The organism is Novosphingobium marinum (assembly GCF_013408095.1).
Classification (GTDB): domain Bacteria; phylum Pseudomonadota; class Alphaproteobacteria; order Sphingomonadales; family Sphingomonadaceae; genus Novosphingobium; species Novosphingobium marinum.
In genome coordinates this window covers 736,145-752,637 of the sequence record NZ_JACBZF010000002.1, presented here as the reverse complement: position 1 = coordinate 752,637, position 16,493 = coordinate 736,145, and the positions used below count along the sequence as shown (strand labels likewise).

The window sequence follows — 16,493 nt, the reverse complement described above, 5'->3', positions numbered from 1 at the left end:
CGTACCTCCCCTTGCCGCATCCGGCCCCATGGCCTAGGGGCGCTCCCGGCATTGTAGCCGAGTTTCCAAGCGGAGTGGAGCCATGTCCGGCATCAAGCGCGTCGTCCTTGCCTATTCGGGCGGCCTCGACACCAGCGTCATCCTGAAGTGGCTTCAGGTTACCTACAATTGCGAGGTCGTGACCTTCACCGCCGACCTCGGCCAGGGCGAGGAGCTCGAACCTGCGCGCGACAAGGCGCGGCTGATGGGCATTCCCGAAGAGCACATCTACATCGACGACCTGCGCGAGGAGTTTGTCCGCGACTTCGTGTTCCCGATGATGCGCGCCAATGCCCGGTACGAGGGCGACTACCTTCTCGGTACCTCGATCGCGCGCCCGCTGATCTCCAAGCGCCTGATCGAGATCGCGCGCGAGACCAACGCCGACGCCATCGCCCACGGTGCGACCGGCAAGGGCAACGACCAGGTCCGCTTCGAACTGTCTGCCTATGCGCTCGATCCCGACATCAAGGTCATCGCCCCCTGGCGCGAATGGGACCTCAATTCGCGCACGGCGCTTATCGCTTGGGCCGAAAAGCACCAGATTCCGGTGCCGAAGGACAAGCGCGGCGAAAGCCCGTTCTCGACCGATGCGAACCTCCTGCACACGTCGTCCGAGGGCAAGGTGCTGGAAGATCCGTGGGAAGAGACGCCGGATTACGTCTATTCGCGCACGGTCAATCCGGAAGACGCACCGGACGAGCCCGAGTACATCACCATCGATTTCGAGAAGGGCGATGGCATTGCGCTGAACGGAAAGGCGATGAGCCCGGCAATGCTGCTCACCGCGCTCAACGACCTGGGGCGCACGCACGGGATCGGCAGGCTAGACCTCGTCGAGAACCGCTTCGTCGGCATGAAGAGCCGCGGCATGTACGAAACGCCTGGTGGCGAAATCTACGCCCGCGCGCATCGCGGTATCGAGCAGATCACGCTCGACCGGGGCGCGGCGCACCTGAAGGACGAGCTGATGCCGCGCTATGCGGAACTCATCTACAACGGGTTCTGGTTCGCCCCGGAGCGCGAGATGCTGCAGGCCGCCATCGACCATTCGCAGGAACGGGTTTCGGGCACCGTTCGCCTGAAGCTCTACAAGGGAAGCGCGCACGTCGTGGGCCGGAAGTCGCCGAACAGCCTCTATTCCGAGCGCCATGTCACGTTCGAGGACGATGCCGGCGCCTATGACCAGAAGGACGCGCAAGGGTTCATCAAGCTCAACGCGCTTCGGCTGCGTCTGCTCGCACAGCGCGACCGCTGACGTTCCACAGCCGACAGCCGAGGCGTTCGCGATACGCGCTCGGTCGAGCGGACGACTGTGTTCATTTCCGCACATTCATGGTAGAACCTGAAGGCGATATGAATGAACAGACACACCTCCCTTCGCGGCGCAAGCGGTTGAAAGCTTTCGTAAATCTGAAGCGCCAGCGCCAATATCTGGTCGGTGCGGTGGCGCTGCTGCTACCCGCGTCTGCGGCTCTGGCCGTTGGGTATGCGGACGAGTCTTCGTCGCCCGAGCGCGTGCCGCTCGGTACCGGCGTCGCCAGCGTCCAAGGCGTCGAGACCGAGGCCCCGGCAGATGCACCCGCACTTGCCGAGGCGAGGAACGACGCCGACGAAGCGGAGCCTTCTCCCGGGGTGGTGTCGGAAATGGAGATCGCGGGAGGCAACGCCAGCTATTACGGGCGCCGCTTCTCCGGCAAGCGTACCGCCAGCGGCGAGACGTTCCGGCATACCGGCCTGACCGCTGCTCACAGGACCCTGCCTTTCGGAAGCCAGGTGCGCGTAACCAACCGTCGCAACGGGAAATCGGTTGTTGTCAGGATCAACGACCGCGGACCGTTCCATCGCGCTCGCGTCATCGACCTTTCGGAAGCAGCGGCCAAGCAGATCGGGCTTTTGAAGCGCGGTCACGGCGCGGTGCGCCTCTCGCTCCTGACCAGTTGACCGGGATCGTTCGGGCAATACGCTCCACCTACTTGGCTTCGAGCTGTCCGCGAAGGGCTCCGTCGGGAAACTGCCAGTTGGAAATGTTCACGTAATAGGACTCTGGCTGCGCGATCATGCGCCGAACCAGGTCAGGGTCGGCGGCGGTGCACACGTCCCCGTCCGGCCCGGTCACATCCAGTGCCAGAACCGCCGGTCCCCGCTTCCACTGTTCGCCTTGGTGCAGGCTCGCCGAGTTGGTCAGTGCGATCCGACGGGCGGTGAGCGTGTAGCAAATTCGCCCCGTTTCGGCATCGACTTCCATGAGCAGCGATCCGCCGCCATCGCTGTCTCCGCCCCTCGGTTCGTACACACCGGCGAGCAGCGCGCCGATCCGCGCCGTCGAACTCGTCGTCGCCGAACCCTGAGACGCAATGGAACCCGTCAGAACCCCTAGCGCCAGCACCTTCCACGGAATTTTCATGTCCGTAACCTTTCGGAACGGACTGCTTTCCCGCTAACGTGCCCGTTCACCTCAGGGTCATATACTTTTTGAGGGCAGGGCGTAACCCTCTAGGGTGCTGAAATCGCTCGTCATCCACCTTTTTCGAGCTGCCCGCGCACTGCGCCCTTCGGATAGGCTGCGCTGTGGACGTTGACGTAGTAGTCCGCAGGGGATGCGAGGATGGGCTTAAGCACGTCGGGTTCCACCGCCATGCAGATATCGTCTTCGGGACCGGTGATTTCGAGGGTGACGACGGGAGCACCGTCGGTACCGGCAGCGCCCTTGTGGATGTGGGCTGCCATGGGTTCACCTTCGATCTCCGCGGCGAGAGTGTAGCAAAGGTCACCCGAGTCGACATCGGCGTCGGCGGTGAAGACGCCGGTGCCCGAGGCGTCGCCTTCGTGGGTTTCGTTCGCGCCCGCGAGGCTGGCGACGAGGGTCGCGGCCGAGGCGTGGGCCGGCAGCGCGATCGCGGCGGCGGCGGCGGTGGCGAGCAGGCAGGTTGCGGTTCTGGTCATGGCTTTGGCTCTCCCGTAGGCCGGGCGGCACGGCACCGCATCCGGCAGGCGGGCGCAGGATACCGCGCCGCCCGTTGCAACAAAAGCCTGTTTTTCGGGGCTATTCGGCGAGCTGCCCGCGAATCGCGCCGCCCGGATAGCCGGCGGTCATGACGTTGACGAAGTAGAATTCGGGAAACATGATCAGGTGCTCTGACAAGTCGTCCGCGATGGCGACGCAGCCGCTGGAGAACCCCGTGGCGGGCGGCTGCAGTTCGAGGAGCGGGGTGCCCTGCTCTCCCGGATCGCCGACGAACAGCACCGCCTTCGTCGCCTCGGAGATGTCCGCGACCTTTATCTCGTAGCACAGCTGGCGGGTTTCGCGGTTGACCATGCCGGTGAAACGGCCGGTGCAGTCGACGTCGCCGGGGAACGGCACCTGGGTTTCGCCGACGAGATCGGCGTGGATTTCCCTGGCCATCGGCAGGCGCTTGTCGGCCAGCGCGGGCGCGGCGCCCGGCACGAGCAGAGCGCAAAGCACGTAACAAGCCAGGCTTGATCGGGAAGGCAAGGCCATGGGGCGCCCCCTCCTCTTCGAGGCGGAGCGCAGTATAACCCGCGCCGCCGCCGGACGGAAGGGCCGCGCCCGCTCCGGACCTGACACGGGACCCGAGGCGGGGAAGGAGGGGTACGGCGGAGGCTTCCCGGTAGAAGCCCCCGCCCCGCCCGCGCCGACGGGCTCGGCACGGACGTCCCCCAAGAGTGCCCCCGACCCTTGGCCCGGACCCGGCGACGCGGGCCGCGGCGCTTTCGCCGTCGGCAACCGGGTTCCGAAGGTTGTGACGACGGCCGAGGGTGAAGAGGGGAAACGCCTGCGAGCCGCCGTCCTGTGAAGAAACGTCACGCAATTTCAATCGGTTGTGCGATCAGAGCCGAAGCGTGCCGTACGCGCGCCCAACGCCCGCGCAAGGCTCCGGCGCGGCGGTGACACCGCTGGCGGCAGTCCCCGGCATGCTCCGCCGGAGGACGTGAAGGCCCGGCTGCGACGCGTCAGGCGACCGCCAGCTCCTCCCTGTCCCAGCCGCGCGGCAGCGGGGTGGAGGCGGTGGCCATGCCCAGATCGTCCATCGCCCAGCGCCCGACGTTGTACCACAGGTGCGGGCCGGGGCAGTTCTTCACGGTGAACTGCACGTGGGCATAGACGTGGGTGAGGCCGTAGGTTTCCTTGAGGTGCTTGACCAGCGCGCGGCCCTGCATCACCTGCGCCGGCGGCGGCCCGCCCGCCCCGTGCGCGCGATGCGCGGTCCGCGCGTCGGGATAGCGCCCGACGAACTCGATATCGATGGAGCGGCGGTTGGTGCCGATCGAATTGAGCATCATCGAGGGATCGCGCACCTTCAGGATGCGCCCGTCCTGCATGACGATGTAGTTGGCGATGATGTAGTTCATCCGCGCCATGTCGTGCGAGACGAAGGCGGTCTGGTGGAGGATCACCCCTTGGAGATTGCCCGTGGGCCGCCGTGCATCGTTGCGCCCGTGAGAGAAGATATTGCGCCCGTTGCGCGTCTGGAAGATCTGCGCGGTCTCCGCCGTCCGGTCGATGATCTGTACCATTGTGTGTATCCGATTGCATAACACCATCATGCTTCTTTTCATTTGGACACTTGCGAAGAATGCGACCAATTGCCCCACAAAAGCGCCAGTCAGCGCCGCCTTTTACCGCGAGCGGACGTCTGTCGATTTCTTGATTTTTGGGCCCTACGCTGCGCCCGATTACCAACAATCGAATGACGATCATCCAGCCTAGGTGGTTCGAAGAATCTATAGGGGATCGGCGCATATCCTCCACGCAAGCCTAACTCAGTTTTAGGATACTCATCTTCCGAAAACTTTTGCTCTGAAACGTTTGAAAATACATTGAATTTATTGGCTAAATCGTAGGTTTTTCGCTCAATATCTTCGTCCCAAACTAATTGCGATTGAAATATTAGATCTTCTGATCTACCCGATCCTAACTCACCCTCTGTTGCAATGCCGACGACACGCAACAAGTCTCTCCGGCGCATTAGCAGATTTTGAGCGTAGGCATAACATAAAAGACTTCTATATCTTCTGTACTCTTCTTCAGTCCATGAACTTAGCACCCCCTTCCTATTTAATAGAATTATAAAAAACCCCGTCCCATCTCCCGATTCACTATCCGGAAGCATAGCCCTGGAGAATCTATCGGCTTTAGCCTTACTCAGTGATTTAAACGCGCCTAATATCGCCGAAACATGTGCTCTGCGAACAACGCGAGGCTGTAGAGCCATGTACCTCAAACCGATTTCAGCACCACCATGCCGGCCATCAAATTCAGACATTTCTTCTGGAATAGGAACAAGGGTTCCATTATTTAAGTTTGTCGAAAACCTCTCTATCATCCTATCCCAAAGATACGACTTTTTGTCTGCTTTCTTTTTCCTTTTATATTCTGGACGTGTTATATAAGAATTGTATAATCCTTCATCGATAAGAAATTTTTTATCTCCCCTCAAGGATTGGCGACTTGTTACTACAAAGTCATGATCGCCCTTTTCATTTATATCTGTAAGAAAAAATGCCAACAAATCTTCTTCACTGGCCGCGTATAGAAGGCTATCGTTTGAGAATACTTTTTCTCTCGCCCTCAGATAAGAAAGTAAATCTCCTAAAGTATCTAGTTCCTGAAGAACAATGTTTAGGTTTGCCTCATTAAAGACATGGATGAACTCGCTTTCTCCTCCGGGATTACCGATGGAAAAGAGCTCTGGTTTTTTCACATTTTCTGAAGGGCGCACGATCAAGGAACCGCTCCCGCCTTCAAAGTGCCTTATGCACGGACTTGCAGCGCCATTCGCTACGGCAACCAGGTGAATTTCAAGATCTTGATCGATATTATCAAACAAGCATGCCGCATTTGCGCACTTATTGTCGAAGAATATCCGGTCTGGGTGGCGCATTATCCACCCTTTCGCTCTTTTTAGCTGCTTAGCAGAAGCTAGAACAGCCTTATTATACCACCTAAGCCAAGCGGTATTTATATCGATAGATTCATTGAATTTTATTAACTTATCACTGAAGATAATAACGTGATTTCCGCAAACTACGGTGAGGTCTGCCAATTCCTTGGATTTGTCTCGAAATAAATTGGAGTGAGACCAAAGGGACAAAAAGCTACGTTGACCCAAGCCGGAAAGATACCGTTCAGTCAGAGTAATTCCTTCCGACCTTATCGCATTCATAAGCTTTCGACCTCCACCAACATCCCGCCGCAGATTACCGCCGTCAAAAATCGTCTCGGAAGGTGCTAGCTCTTCCGGCGTCCCTCGCGCAACGATCTCGCCGTCGCGGACGCCGGGGCTGAAGCTGACGATCCGGTCAAAGCTCTCTCGATGACGTCGAGGTTAGTGTTTGATCGCCACGAATGATGCGCCCCATTCGCCGAGCCGGGTGAGCATTTCCGGGGAGCCCGCGCATGTCCCCCGACACGGACACCTCCGACAGCCCATTTAGCTAACCGCGCTCTCCTCCCGTGCCCGATTACACTGCGTTGCAGCAATGCATCATATTGAGACTATGGGCTTTTACCTAATTGATCACACCGATTCGGAGGTTCATGTTAGCTACATCAACGCTCGAAACGGATGCTCGCCATGTCAGTCGATCATATATCGGAGGGTACGGGACTGGATGCCCTCACCGCCAAGCAGCGGGAAGTCCTGGACCTGCTGATCGAGCACAAGACCTCCAAGCAGATATCGCGCATCCTCGGAATCTCGCCGCATACGGTCGATCAGCGCGTGAAACTTGCCAAGGCGAAGTTCGGCCTGGGCAACCGGGCGGAGCTGGCCAGGACGTACCGCGAGCTCGTCGAATCCGAAACGGTCCTATCCGGGGATTTCGTATATGGATCGCCGGACGTCGCCCACAGCTCCGCCTTTGCCGACAGTGCCGGACAGGACGATGCAAGCTTCGAGCAGGGCCTGATTGTTCGAAATCCGATCGAACAGGATTCCGCGCCCCGCCCAGAAGATCCTAATCGCATCGTTCCCGAGTGGCTGGGCGGTGGGCACGGGTGGCTCTTCCGGCTCGGTCTGATCGCCGCGATTGCATTCGTGCTTGTCCTGACAGGAGCGGGCACCGCGGCGATCTACGAATCGGTGTCGCAAATGCTCGCGACCTGATCGTCCGCCTCTCGGACCCCCCGGGCCAATTCCGGCCCGCCTGGAGCGAGAGAGGTTGATGATGATCGAGAATATCAATCGCGTACGTGTCGGCAATGCGCTTTCCGTGGCGGAAACCGCGCTCGACGAAGCACTGCTGCAGCAGGCGAACCTGTTCGCGGCGATGGTGGCCGGCAGGCGCGCGGTCGCCGAAAGCGCCTTCCTCGGGCAGGAAGCGCTGCTGCGCCTCCACAAGGTGCAGACCAGCCTGCTTTCGGCGGGCAACGACCTCGGCCGCGTGCACGGGCAGCTGGCGGACATCGACCGGCAGGTTCACGGCGACCTGGCGCAGGATTGCCCGGACCTCAACACCGCGCTTGTGGATAGCGAAGCCGAAGCCGCCTGAGACCTTGACCTGATGACCCGGGGAATGTTTCGCGTACGGCATGCGTCTGTTGCTAACCGTGGCCGTCCTGGCCGCCCTGGTTTTCCTGGCCCATCGCCTCGGCGGCAAGCCGGAACGCCAGGTTGCGAACATCCTCGGGGCATCGCTGTTTCTCGGCGTCCTCAACCGCGCGATCATCGGGCAGTTCGACTTCCTCTATGTCGATCCGGTCATGGCGGCGGTGGATACGTCCGTCCTGGTCGCACTTGTCTGGATAGCGTTGTGGGCGAACCGGCTCTGGCCCATCGGCATGGCCGCGCTGCAGCTCGTCGTGGTGCTGGCGCACATCCCGGTGCTGATGCAGGTGGACGGGAAGAACGTCGTCTACTGGGCGATGATGGCGGTGCCGCAATACCTCCAGTTCGCAGTCCTGGGATGCGCGATCGCATGCCACCGGCGCCGGACGCGCATGGGATCGCGCGCCGATGACCGGGCGGGCTAGCAACTCGGTCGTTCCCTTCGCGAAGGACCACGGCGAACCGGACATCCGGCGAAAGCTCTCGGAAATTGCGGGCCAGCTGCAGGACCTGATCGCGCAGATCGGGCCGGCGGAACCGGTTTCCGCGCCATCCCGCCCGGCAACCGACCGTTACCTGCTGGCGCGGGCAAGGGAACTGTATGGCGCGCGACGTTTCCGCAAGGAGCATTTTCCCGAAGACCTCTTTGCCGAACCGGCCTGGGACATCCTTCTCGACCTGTACATCGCCACGCTGGAAAAGCGCAGGATCAGCGTGACGAGCGCGTGCATCGGCGCCGATGTCCCTCCGACGACGGGCCTGCGCTGGCTGCAGCTGCTGGAAAAGCGCGGACTGGTCGCCCGCGAAACCGACGAGCGCGACCTGCGCCGATGCTTCGTGAAGCTATCGAAGGAAGGATTGAGGCAGATGGATGCGTATCTCGCCCAATCCGCGAAGGCGCACCGCTGGACCGGTCCGGCAAGGGCAACGGACGGGGGCGAGGACCGCTCCTCGTACGTCCTGGCGAGAAAGTGATCGCGGCGAAATCGAGGGGTTGCGTCACTTCCCCAGCATCTCCCGCAGGTACCCGCCGGTAAAGCTCGCCTCGCAGGCCGCCACCTTTTCCGGCGTGCCTTCGGCCACGACTTCGCCGCCGCGGACGCCGCCGCCGGGTCCGAGGTCGACGATCCAGTCGGCGGTCTTGATGACGTCGAGGTTGTGTTCGATCACCACCACCGAATTGCCCTGGTCGACAAGGCGGTGGAGCACTTCGAGCAGCTTGCGCACGTCCTCGAAATGGAGGCCGGTGGTCGGCTCGTCGAGGATGTAGAGCGTCTGCCCGGTCGAGCGGCGCGACAGTTCCTTGGCCAGCTTCACGCGCTGCGCCTCCCCGCCCGACAGCGTCGTCGCCTGCTGGCCGACCTTGACGTAGCCCAGCCCCACCTCGTTCAGCATCGCCATCTTGTCGCGGATCGGGGGGACCGCCTTGAAGAAGCCCTCCGCATCCTCGATCGTCATGTCGAGCACGTCGGCGATCGACAGCCCCTTGAACCGGACCTCCAGCGTCTCGCGGTTGTAGCGCTTGCCGCCGCATTCCTCGCAAGTGACGTAGACGTCGGGCAGGAAGTGCATCTCGATCTTGATCAGGCCGTCGCCCTGGCACGCCTCGCACCGGCCGCCCTTGACGTTGAAGCTGAACCGCCCCGGCTTGTAACCGCGCGCCTGCGCCTCGGGCAGGCCTGCGAACCAGTCGCGGATCTGGGTGAAGGCGCCGGTATAGGTCGCCGGGTTCGAACGCGGGGTGCGGCCGATGGGCGACTGGTCGATCTCGATCACCTTGTCGCAGAATTCGAGGCCGGTGATCCGGTCGTGCGCACCCGCGATCATGCGTGCGCCGTTGAGCGCGCGCGCCGCCCCCGCATAGAGCGTGTCGATGGTAAAGCTCGACTTGCCCGACCCCGATACGCCGGTGATGCAGGTGAAGGTGCCGAGCGGGATCGCGGCGGTGACGTCTTGCAGGTTGTTCGCCCGCGCGCCGTGCACGGTCAGCTTGTGGCCGTTGCCCTTGCGGCGTTTTGCCGGAACCTCGATGGCGCGGGCGCCGGTCAGGTACTGCGCGGTGAGCGAGCGCTTCGACTTGAGCACCTGCTTCAGCGTGCCTTCGGCGACGACCTCTCCCCCGTGGACGCCCGCTCCGGGGCCGAGATCGACGACGTGGTCGGCGGCGCGGATCGCATCCTCGTCATGCTCGACCACGATCACCGTGTTGCCAAGGTCGCGCAGGCGCTTCAGCGTTTCGAGCAGCCGGTCGTTGTCGCGCTGGTGCAGGCCGATGCTCGGCTCGTCGAGGACGTAGAGCACGCCCGAAAGCCCGCTGCCGATCTGGCTGGCAAGCCGGATGCGCTGCGATTCCCCGCCTGACAGCGTGCCGCTCGTCCGGTCGAGATTGAGGTAATCGAGCCCGACGTTGTTGAGGAAACCCAGCCGCTCGTTGATTTCCTTGAGGATGGCGCGGGCGATCTGGCGCTGCTGGTCGGTAAGCCTGTCCTCGACCGAGCCGAACCACTTGTACGCATCCGCGACCGAAAGGCGGGTAGCGTCGGCGATGTCGGAGCCGGCGATCCTGACCGACAGCGCCTCGGGCTTGAGGCGCTTGCCATGGCAGGTCTCGCACGGCTGCGCGGTCTGGAACTTGCCCAGCTCCTCGCGCATCCAGGCACTCTCGGTCTGGAGCATGCGGCGGTTGAGGTTGCCGATTACGCCCTCGAACGCCTTCCTGACGGTGTAGCTCTTGCGCCCGTCCTGGAAAGTGAGCGGCACCGGCTTGCCCTTCGTGCCGTAAAGGATGACGGCGCGGTGCTCATCCGACAGTTCGGCCCAGGGGGTTTCGAGCCCGAAGCCGAATTCCTTCGCCAGGCTTGAGAGCACCTGCATGTAATAGGGCGACGGCGGGTTCGACTTCGCCCACGGCACGACCGCGCCCTTCTTGAGGCTCAGCGCCTCGTTCGGGACGACGAGCTGCTCGTCGAACAGCAGCTTCTCGCCCAGCCCGTCGCACGCCGGGCACGCGCCCTGCGGGGCATTGAAGCTGAACAGGCGCGGCTCGATCTCCTCGATGGTGAAGCCGGAGACCGGACAGGCGAATCGTTCGGAAAAGACGATGCGGTTGGGCGGCAGGCCGGCGCCCTTCATCTTGCCGCCTTCGGCTGCCTCGGTCTCGATCCCCTCCCGCTTGCCGGAGGGGTCGGGGGTGGGCAACGACGCCACGGTCCCATCCGCAAGATCGATGTAGGCCAGCCCGTCCGAAAGCCGCAGCGCCGTCTCGAAGCTGTCGGCGAGCCGGGTCTCGATCCCCTCGCGCACGGCCAGGCGGTCGACCACCACCTCTATGTCGTGCTTGTATTTCTTGTCGAGCGCGGGTGCATCCTCGATCCCGTAGATCTCGCCGTCGATGCGCACGCGGGTGAAGCCCGCCTTCTGCCACTCGGCCAGTTCCTTGCGGTACTCGCCCTTGCGGCCGCGCACGACCGGCGCGAGCAGGTAGAGCCGCGTGCCGTCGGGCAGCGCCATCACCCTGTCGACCATGTTCGAAACCGTCTGCGCCTCGATCGGCAGGCCGGTGGCGGGCGAATAGGGAATGCCGACCCGCGCCCACAGCAGGCGCATGTAGTCGTAGATCTCGGTCACCGTCGCCACCGTCGAGCGCGGGTTGCGGCTCGTCGTCTTCTGCTCGATCGAGATCGCGGGCGAGAGGCCGTCGATGTGCTCGACATCGGGCTTCTGCATCATCTCGAGGAACTGGCGCGCATAGGCCGACAGCGATTCGACGTAGCGGCGCTGCCCCTCGGCATAGATCGTGTCGAACGCCAGGCTCGACTTCCCCGACCCAGATAGACCGGTGATGACGATCAGCTTCTCGCGCGGGAGCGCGATGTCGATGCCCTTGAGATTGTGCTCGCGCGCCCCGCGCACGGTGATGTGGGTGAGACTCATGAAATGCCGTGTTCCAGATTTGTTCACGCCATTCAAGCGGCGCGGGGGGATACCGGCACAAGATGGGATGCGCTCGGCTCATCGCAATGGCTTTGCCTTGGCGGGCCGCTCAGGGCATTCTCGCGGCAAGGGACTGGGAAGGCGAGGAAATCATGCAGAAGCGCTTGAAGGCAGTGCTGGCGGCAATGGCGGTGGCGGCATCGGCGATCTTGTCGGGACCGGCGCTGGCCGACGATCCGTTCGATCCGGCGATGGACGCCGAGGGTATCGCGCGCGACCGTGAGTTGACGCGCGAACTCAATGTCGGCGAACTCGAATACGTGCGCGAACGCGATGCCCGCTACGCGCAGGGCTGGCGCGATTACGACCGCGCGCGCCGCGCCCGCGACGAGCATGCGCAGGACCTCGCCGAGTACGAGGCGCGGCAGGCCGACTACGAACGCGATGCCCGGCGCTACACCGAGGACCGCCGCCGCTACGAGCAGGCCATGGCCGACTGGCGCGCCGACGTCGCCGATTGCCGCGCCGGATACTACGAAGCCTGCGCACGCTAGGCCTGCTTCCGCGCGCCTGGCCCTGCCTCATCGACGTAACCGGGTTGAGCAGGGTCGGAGAAAGCGGCTCACGAATTGCCCGTCATGCCGCCCTTCCTGCACTCGGTCTCGTACCCAACTGAATCGCGATAGGTAAGTTGTGAGCCCGACAGCCGGGTGATGCGCGAAGTCTCCTCCTGTCCGACCAGGCTCTTGCTCCGGTCGTAGAGGAACGCGCGATCGTAGATTTGCTGGCCGTTGACCGAAAAGAACCGGACTTCGACGCCAGTCACGGTCTCCACAAGGTTCGATCCCTGGAGGCGCCAGCGGGTGCTTAAATCGAGTCTCGACTGGAACGGGGTGCCATTGTCCTGTCCGGCCGAGTAGACGCTGCTTGTGCCCGTCCCGTCAGCCGAATAGATGAACTCGCCCTCGTGGTTCGCAATGTCAGTGGAGGCATGGCAGGTCCATTGTCCGATCAGGTTTGCCCGGTCGAAGCGCTGGGAACCGGAGCTCGTCACCGGCGCGACCGGGCGCGGTGGCAAGACGTCCGCATCCTCTTCCATTGCCTCTGCCATTGCGTCGCTACCGGTGTCCGTATCTCGATCGGAAGAGGACATCGCGGACATAGTGTCGAGGAACTGTTTGCTCTCCCGCTCGCGGTTGTTGGTGGCAGCAATCTTCGAGGCAACGATCCCAATAACAAACAAGATGAAGATACCGGTCGCGATAATGCTGCGCTTCTTGCGTTTATCGCTTTCGCCGTCAGTATCGACGGGTTCGGGCTGCGGCGGCGCGGCCAGCGGTCCTGCAGGAGTGGCAGGTGGCCTCGCGCCCATCGTGGGCGCTGGTTCTCCCGTTGCCGGGAGACTGTCGTTCGGGGCTCCGCAGTTCGGGCAATTATCGGATGTCGCCGGATAGTCCGCAGAACATTCCTCGCACGTCACGTTCTGGGTGACTTCGACAGGAGCACCGCAGTGCGGGCAATTTGCTGCCTTGTCGGAAACCTGCTTTCCACATTCCTCGCAGGAGATGAGCGCCACGTTGCCCTCCTGTTATCATCGTCTGCGAAAAGGCCCCAAGGGCCATTGATCAGCAGACGGCTTTGGTCGCAAGACGGGCCCTAAAGGGACCAGATCGCGTGATCACGTTCGATCATCCACACGAAGCGTTGCGAATCGCAACTTATGGTTGTGCAAATTAGCTAAAGATGCAAGTCCGCGAGATTATTGACTAAGCATCTGTCGTCGAACATTTTTTCTTGAACTGAAACATTTTGCCTCAACTTTCATTTTCTGGCCCCGGCGATTATCGCATCGTGCAATTCGTACTTGGCCAGGGGCATGCCGGAACTCCTGCATCGTGCCGCGCATTGATTAACCGGGTTCAATCGACACCGAGGGGCACATGCAGGATAGCGCAACCGATCGCATGACAGGCGCGACGCTGGCCACGGGCAGCGCCTGGCTGCCGGGACGGTTGCCGCGGCACAACTGGTCGTGGTTCCTCGTGCGCGGGATCCTTTCGATCCTGCTCGGCGTGATCGCGATCCTTGCGCCCGGTCTGACGCTGTTCGCCTTCGCGATGGTCTTCGCCGCCTTCAGCTTCGCGGACGGCGTCGCCTCGCTGATCAGCGCGGTCAGGGGAGCTGGCGAGCGGGCCGAGCGATGGGGCGCGCTGATCGTGACCGGGATCGCGGGGATCGCCATCGGCGCGCTGTTCGTGGTCTTTCCGCTCCTCTCGACATTCACCTACACACTGCTGACCGTGTGGCTGATCGCGCTCTGGGCCATCGTCGCCGGGGTGAGCCAGGCGGTCGCGGCGATCCGCATGCGGCGCGAGATCGCGAACGAGTGGCTGCTGGCGGCGTCGGGCGCGCTGACCGCGCTGCTCGGCCTCGCCCTCGTCTGGCTTGCCTTCGCCAGCCCCGCCGTCACCGCGCTCTCGCTGGGCTGGGTGATCGGGTTCTGGGCGCTCGTCAGCGGGATCGCGCTCGTCGCGCTGGCGTTCCGGCTTAAACGCCGCGAGGATTGAGGCGCGGGAGCCTGCCTTGCGAGGGCCTTGCAAAGCCGGTCAATCGCTGGTTCAACCTGTCGCCATTACAGCACGGGCAGACCCGGCGGCCCCGATGCGGCCGCCATCCCCCCTCTGCCTGACCGACAGGAGATTTCACGTTGATGAAGACCCGGCTTAAGGCCGCCGCCGCACCAGCAGTGCTGGGAGCGGCCATGCTCGCAGGATGCACCACCATGCCCGACACACCGCCCCCGCCGATGGCAGGGGCTCCCGCCACCGCCGACATCCCCCAGGGCACCGGCTATTTCGCGCAGCCCAGCTCGCTGCCCTTCCAGGCTCCCGATTTCACGCAGATCGACGATGCCGATTACGGCCCGGCGTTCGAGCAGGCGATGGAAATCCACAACGCCGAAGTGCAGGCGATCATCGACAACCCCTCGCCGCCGACGTTCTCCAACACCATCGTCGCTCTGGAAAAGTCCGGCCGCATGCTCGGCCGCGTCGCCACCGTGTTCTATGCGCTGACCGGCGCGAACACCAACGACACGCTCGACGCGATCGATGCCGAAGTCAGCCCCAGGCTGTCCGCGCACTTCGACGGGATCACGCTCAACCCCGCGCTTTTCCAGCGGGTGAAGGCGGTCTACGACAACCGCGCGGCGATGGCGATGACGCCCGAGGACGCCAAGCTGCTCGAGGAAACCTACGACCAGATGGTCCACGCCGGCGCGATGCTGACCGAGACCCAGAAGGACGAGGTCAAGCAGATCAACACCCGGCTCTCGACGATCACCACCGAGTTCTCGCAGAAGCTGACCGAGGCGACCAAGCAGAACGCGCTGGTCGTCGACAGCCGCGACGCGCTCGCCGGCCTGTCCGATGCCGAGATCGAGGCGGCGGCGAAGGCCGCGACCGAGCGCGGCATGCCCGGCAAGTACGTCATCGCCCTTCAGAACACGACGCAGCAGCCGCTGCTCTCGACCCTGCAGGATCGCGACACGCGCGAGGCGCTCTTCGCGAAGAGCTGGAGCCGCGCCGAGCAGGGCGGCGACACCGATACGCGCGCGCTTATCGCCGAGATCGCCGCGCTGCGTGCGAGGAAGGCCGCGATCTTCGGCCAGCCCGACTGGGCAACCTACCAGATGTGGGACCGCATGGCCGAGAATCCGACCACCGCGCTCGGCTTCATGCAGCGCATGGTCCCCGCCCTCGCCGCCACGCAGCGGCGCGAGGCGGCGATGCTGAACGAGGCGATCGCGGACGAGGGCAAGAACTTCGAGGTTCGCCCGTGGGACTGGCAGATGTACGCCGACAAGGTGAAGAAGGCGCGCTACGACTTCGATCCCGACGCGGTTAAGCCCTATTTCGAGGTACGCACGGTGCTGGAGGACGGGATCTTCCATGCCGCGAACCAGCTTTACGGCCTGAGCTTCAGCCGCCGCGACGACCTGCCCGTCTATCACCCCGACGTGTGGACCTACACGGTGTTCGACCGCGACGGTTCGGAGCTGGGCGTCTTCTACTTCGATCCGTTCCAGCGCGACAACAAGCGCGGCGGAGCGTGGATGTCGAACTTCGTCGACCAGAACCGGCTGTTCGGCACCAAGCCCGTCATCTACAACGTGCTCAACATCCCCAAGGCGCCCGAAGGCGAGCCGCAGCTCGTCAGCTGGGACAACGTCGAGACGATGTTCCACGAATTCGGCCACGCCCTGCACGGCTTCTTCGCCGACCAGACCTATCCGTCGCTTTCGGGCACGGCGGTCGCGCGCGACTTCGTCGAGTACCCCAGCCAGGTGAACGAGATGTGGGCGTCCGACCCGCAGGTGCTGGCGAACTACGCCAAGCACCACGAGACCGGTGCGACGATCCCGACCGAGATGATCGACAAAATCCAGGAAGCGGCGCGCTTCAACCAGGGCTACGAACTGGGCGAAGTGGTCGAGGCGGCGCTGCTCGACATGAAGTGGCATGCGCTTTCGGCGGAGGAAGCCGCCGCGATCGACACGCCCGCCGAAGTCGACGCATTCGAGGAAAAGGCGCTCAAGGAGCTCGGCCTCGAAGTCTCGCTGGTGCCGCCGCGCTATCGCAGCTCGTACTTCCGGCACATCTTCTCGAACCCTGCAGGCTATTCGGCAGGGTACTACTCGTACCTGTGGACCGAGATGCTCGACCGCGACAGCCGTGACTGGTTCCGCGAGAACGGCGGCCTGACGCGCGAGAACGGCGACCACTTCCGCGCGACCGTGCTCAGCCGGGGCGGGACGCAGGACTACTTCGAGATGTACAAGGCATTCGCCGGACGCGACCCTCGCGTCGAACCCATGCTCGAGGCGCGCGGCCTCATCGAGGGCGCGACCGCGACGAGCGGCGGGGACGAGACGGGCATCCGGTAATACCC

General features: G+C 63.1%; 16 protein-coding genes. 9 read left to right on the top strand and 7 right to left on the bottom strand.

The features are described from left to right. The first annotated feature begins 82 nt into the window (after nt 1–82). On the top strand, nt 83–1,297 hold the full coding sequence (locus FHS75_RS08425; RefSeq protein WP_179407228.1) for an argininosuccinate synthase: 1,215 nt from the start codon (nt 83–85) through the stop codon (nt 1,295–1,297). A 98-nt stretch (nt 1,298–1,395) separates the two neighbouring features. Next, nucleotides 1,396–1,983 carry a septal ring lytic transglycosylase RlpA family protein gene (locus FHS75_RS08420; RefSeq protein ID WP_179407227.1) on the top strand — a complete coding sequence of 196 codons (588 nt, stop codon included), beginning with the start codon at nt 1,396–1,398 and terminating at the stop codon, nt 1,981–1,983. A 28-nt stretch (nt 1,984–2,011) separates the two neighbouring features. Here FHS75_RS08420 and FHS75_RS08415 read toward each other — a convergent pair whose 3' ends face one another. From FHS75_RS08415 to FHS75_RS08395, 5 genes are all read right to left on the bottom strand, one after another. Further along, complete coding sequence (locus FHS75_RS08415; protein ID WP_179407226.1) at nt 2,012–2,446, bottom strand: CHRD domain-containing protein; 435 nt, start codon at nt 2,444–2,446, stop codon at nt 2,012–2,014. A 110-nt stretch (nt 2,447–2,556) separates the two neighbouring features. Further along, nucleotides 2,557–2,985, bottom strand: a complete 429-nt coding sequence (locus FHS75_RS08410; RefSeq protein WP_179407225.1) for a CHRD domain-containing protein — start codon at nt 2,983–2,985, stop codon at nt 2,557–2,559. 100 nt (nt 2,986–3,085) lie between these two features. After that, nucleotides 3,086–3,541: a CHRD domain-containing protein gene (locus FHS75_RS08405; protein ID WP_179407224.1), complete on the bottom strand. Its 456-nt coding sequence runs from the start codon at nt 3,539–3,541 to the stop codon at nt 3,086–3,088. Between the two features lie 473 nt (nt 3,542–4,014). After that, on the bottom strand, nt 4,015–4,578 hold the full coding sequence (locus FHS75_RS08400) for a peptidoglycan recognition protein family protein (protein ID WP_179407223.1): 564 nt from the start codon (nt 4,576–4,578) through the stop codon (nt 4,015–4,017). Nucleotides 4,579–4,667: 89 nt separating this feature from the next. Next, nucleotides 4,668–6,107: a hypothetical protein gene (locus FHS75_RS08395; RefSeq protein WP_179407222.1), complete on the bottom strand. Its 1,440-nt coding sequence runs from the start codon at nt 6,105–6,107 to the stop codon at nt 4,668–4,670. 531 nt (nt 6,108–6,638) lie between these two features. Here FHS75_RS08395 and FHS75_RS08390 point away from each other — a divergent pair. From FHS75_RS08390 to FHS75_RS08375, 4 genes are read left to right on the top strand one after another with little or no spacing between them, the layout of a single operon-like run. Next, nucleotides 6,639–7,169: a helix-turn-helix domain-containing protein gene (locus FHS75_RS08390; RefSeq protein WP_179407221.1), complete on the top strand. Its 531-nt coding sequence runs from the start codon at nt 6,639–6,641 to the stop codon at nt 7,167–7,169. 58 nt (nt 7,170–7,227) lie between these two features. Further along, nucleotides 7,228–7,554 carry a hypothetical protein gene (locus tag FHS75_RS08385; RefSeq protein WP_179407220.1) on the top strand — a complete coding sequence of 109 codons (327 nt, stop codon included), beginning with the start codon at nt 7,228–7,230 and terminating at the stop codon, nt 7,552–7,554. 40 nt (nt 7,555–7,594) lie between these two features. After that, a complete protein-coding gene (locus FHS75_RS08380; protein WP_179407219.1) occupies nt 7,595–8,035 on the top strand; it encodes a hypothetical protein in 441 nt (146 codons plus the stop codon). Next, the gene (locus tag FHS75_RS08375) at nt 8,019–8,585 is read left to right on the top strand and encodes a helix-turn-helix domain-containing protein (RefSeq protein WP_179407218.1); all 567 of its coding nucleotides are present in this window, start codon (nt 8,019–8,021) and stop codon (nt 8,583–8,585) included. The genes FHS75_RS08380 and FHS75_RS08375 overlap by 17 nt, the downstream gene beginning before the upstream one ends. Nucleotides 8,586–8,609: 24 nt before the next feature. On the opposite strand, the gene uvrA is transcribed toward FHS75_RS08375, so the two are convergent. After that, entirely contained in the window at nt 8,610–11,543 is a 2,934-nt protein-coding gene (uvrA, locus tag FHS75_RS08370; protein ID WP_179407217.1) for an excinuclease ABC subunit UvrA, read from the bottom strand. Nucleotides 11,544–11,629: 86 nt separating this feature from the next. Between uvrA and FHS75_RS08365 the strand changes: the two genes are divergently transcribed. After that, on the top strand, nt 11,630–12,097 hold the full coding sequence (locus FHS75_RS08365) for a hypothetical protein (protein WP_229735515.1): 468 nt from the start codon (nt 11,630–11,632) through the stop codon (nt 12,095–12,097). A gap of 68 nt (nt 12,098–12,165) precedes the next feature. Here FHS75_RS08365 and FHS75_RS08360 read toward each other — a convergent pair whose 3' ends face one another. Further along, nucleotides 12,166–13,119, bottom strand: a complete 954-nt coding sequence (locus tag FHS75_RS08360) for a zinc ribbon domain-containing protein (RefSeq protein ID WP_179407216.1) — start codon at nt 13,117–13,119, stop codon at nt 12,166–12,168. A 364-nt stretch (nt 13,120–13,483) separates the two neighbouring features. On the opposite strand from FHS75_RS08360, the gene FHS75_RS08355 reads away from it, so the two are divergent. Beyond that, nucleotides 13,484–14,110 carry an HdeD family acid-resistance protein gene (locus tag FHS75_RS08355; RefSeq protein ID WP_179407215.1) on the top strand — a complete coding sequence of 209 codons (627 nt, stop codon included), beginning with the start codon at nt 13,484–13,486 and terminating at the stop codon, nt 14,108–14,110. A 143-nt stretch (nt 14,111–14,253) separates the two neighbouring features. Then, nucleotides 14,254–16,488 carry a M3 family metallopeptidase gene (locus FHS75_RS08350; RefSeq protein WP_179407214.1) on the top strand — a complete coding sequence of 745 codons (2,235 nt, stop codon included), beginning with the start codon at nt 14,254–14,256 and terminating at the stop codon, nt 16,486–16,488. Nucleotides 16,489–16,493: the final 5 nt, after the last annotated feature.

Bases quoted from the DNA above. Each gene is read 5' to 3' on its own strand.
- FHS75_RS08425 (WP_179407228.1), top strand. From the start codon at position 83: ATGTCCGGCATCAAGCGCGTCGTCCTTGCCTATTCGGGCGGCCTCGAC.
- FHS75_RS08400 (WP_179407223.1), bottom strand. From the start codon at position 4,578: ATGGTACAGATCATCGACCGGACGGCGGAGACCGCGCAGATCTTCCAG.
- FHS75_RS08365 (WP_229735515.1), top strand. From the start codon at position 11,630: ATGGCTTTGCCTTGGCGGGCCGCTCAGGGCATTCTCGCGGCAAGGGAC.
- FHS75_RS08405 (WP_179407224.1), bottom strand. From the start codon at position 3,541: ATGGCCTTGCCTTCCCGATCAAGCCTGGCTTGTTACGTGCTTTGCGCT.
- FHS75_RS08350 (WP_179407214.1), top strand. From the start codon at position 14,254: ATGAAGACCCGGCTTAAGGCCGCCGCCGCACCAGCAGTGCTGGGAGCG.
- FHS75_RS08385 (WP_179407220.1), top strand. From the start codon at position 7,228: ATGATGATCGAGAATATCAATCGCGTACGTGTCGGCAATGCGCTTTCC.
- FHS75_RS08355 (WP_179407215.1), top strand. From the start codon at position 13,484: ATGCAGGATAGCGCAACCGATCGCATGACAGGCGCGACGCTGGCCACG.
- FHS75_RS08390 (WP_179407221.1), top strand. From the start codon at position 6,639: ATGTCAGTCGATCATATATCGGAGGGTACGGGACTGGATGCCCTCACC.
- FHS75_RS08420 (WP_179407227.1), top strand. From the start codon at position 1,396: ATGAATGAACAGACACACCTCCCTTCGCGGCGCAAGCGGTTGAAAGCT.
- FHS75_RS08415 (WP_179407226.1), bottom strand. From the start codon at position 2,446: ATGAAAATTCCGTGGAAGGTGCTGGCGCTAGGGGTTCTGACGGGTTCC.
- uvrA (WP_179407217.1), bottom strand. From the start codon at position 11,543: ATGAGTCTCACCCACATCACCGTGCGCGGGGCGCGCGAGCACAATCTC.
- FHS75_RS08410 (WP_179407225.1), bottom strand. From the start codon at position 2,985: ATGACCAGAACCGCAACCTGCCTGCTCGCCACCGCCGCCGCCGCCGCG.
- FHS75_RS08380 (WP_179407219.1), top strand. From the start codon at position 7,595: ATGCGTCTGTTGCTAACCGTGGCCGTCCTGGCCGCCCTGGTTTTCCTG.
- FHS75_RS08375 (WP_179407218.1), top strand. From the start codon at position 8,019: ATGACCGGGCGGGCTAGCAACTCGGTCGTTCCCTTCGCGAAGGACCAC.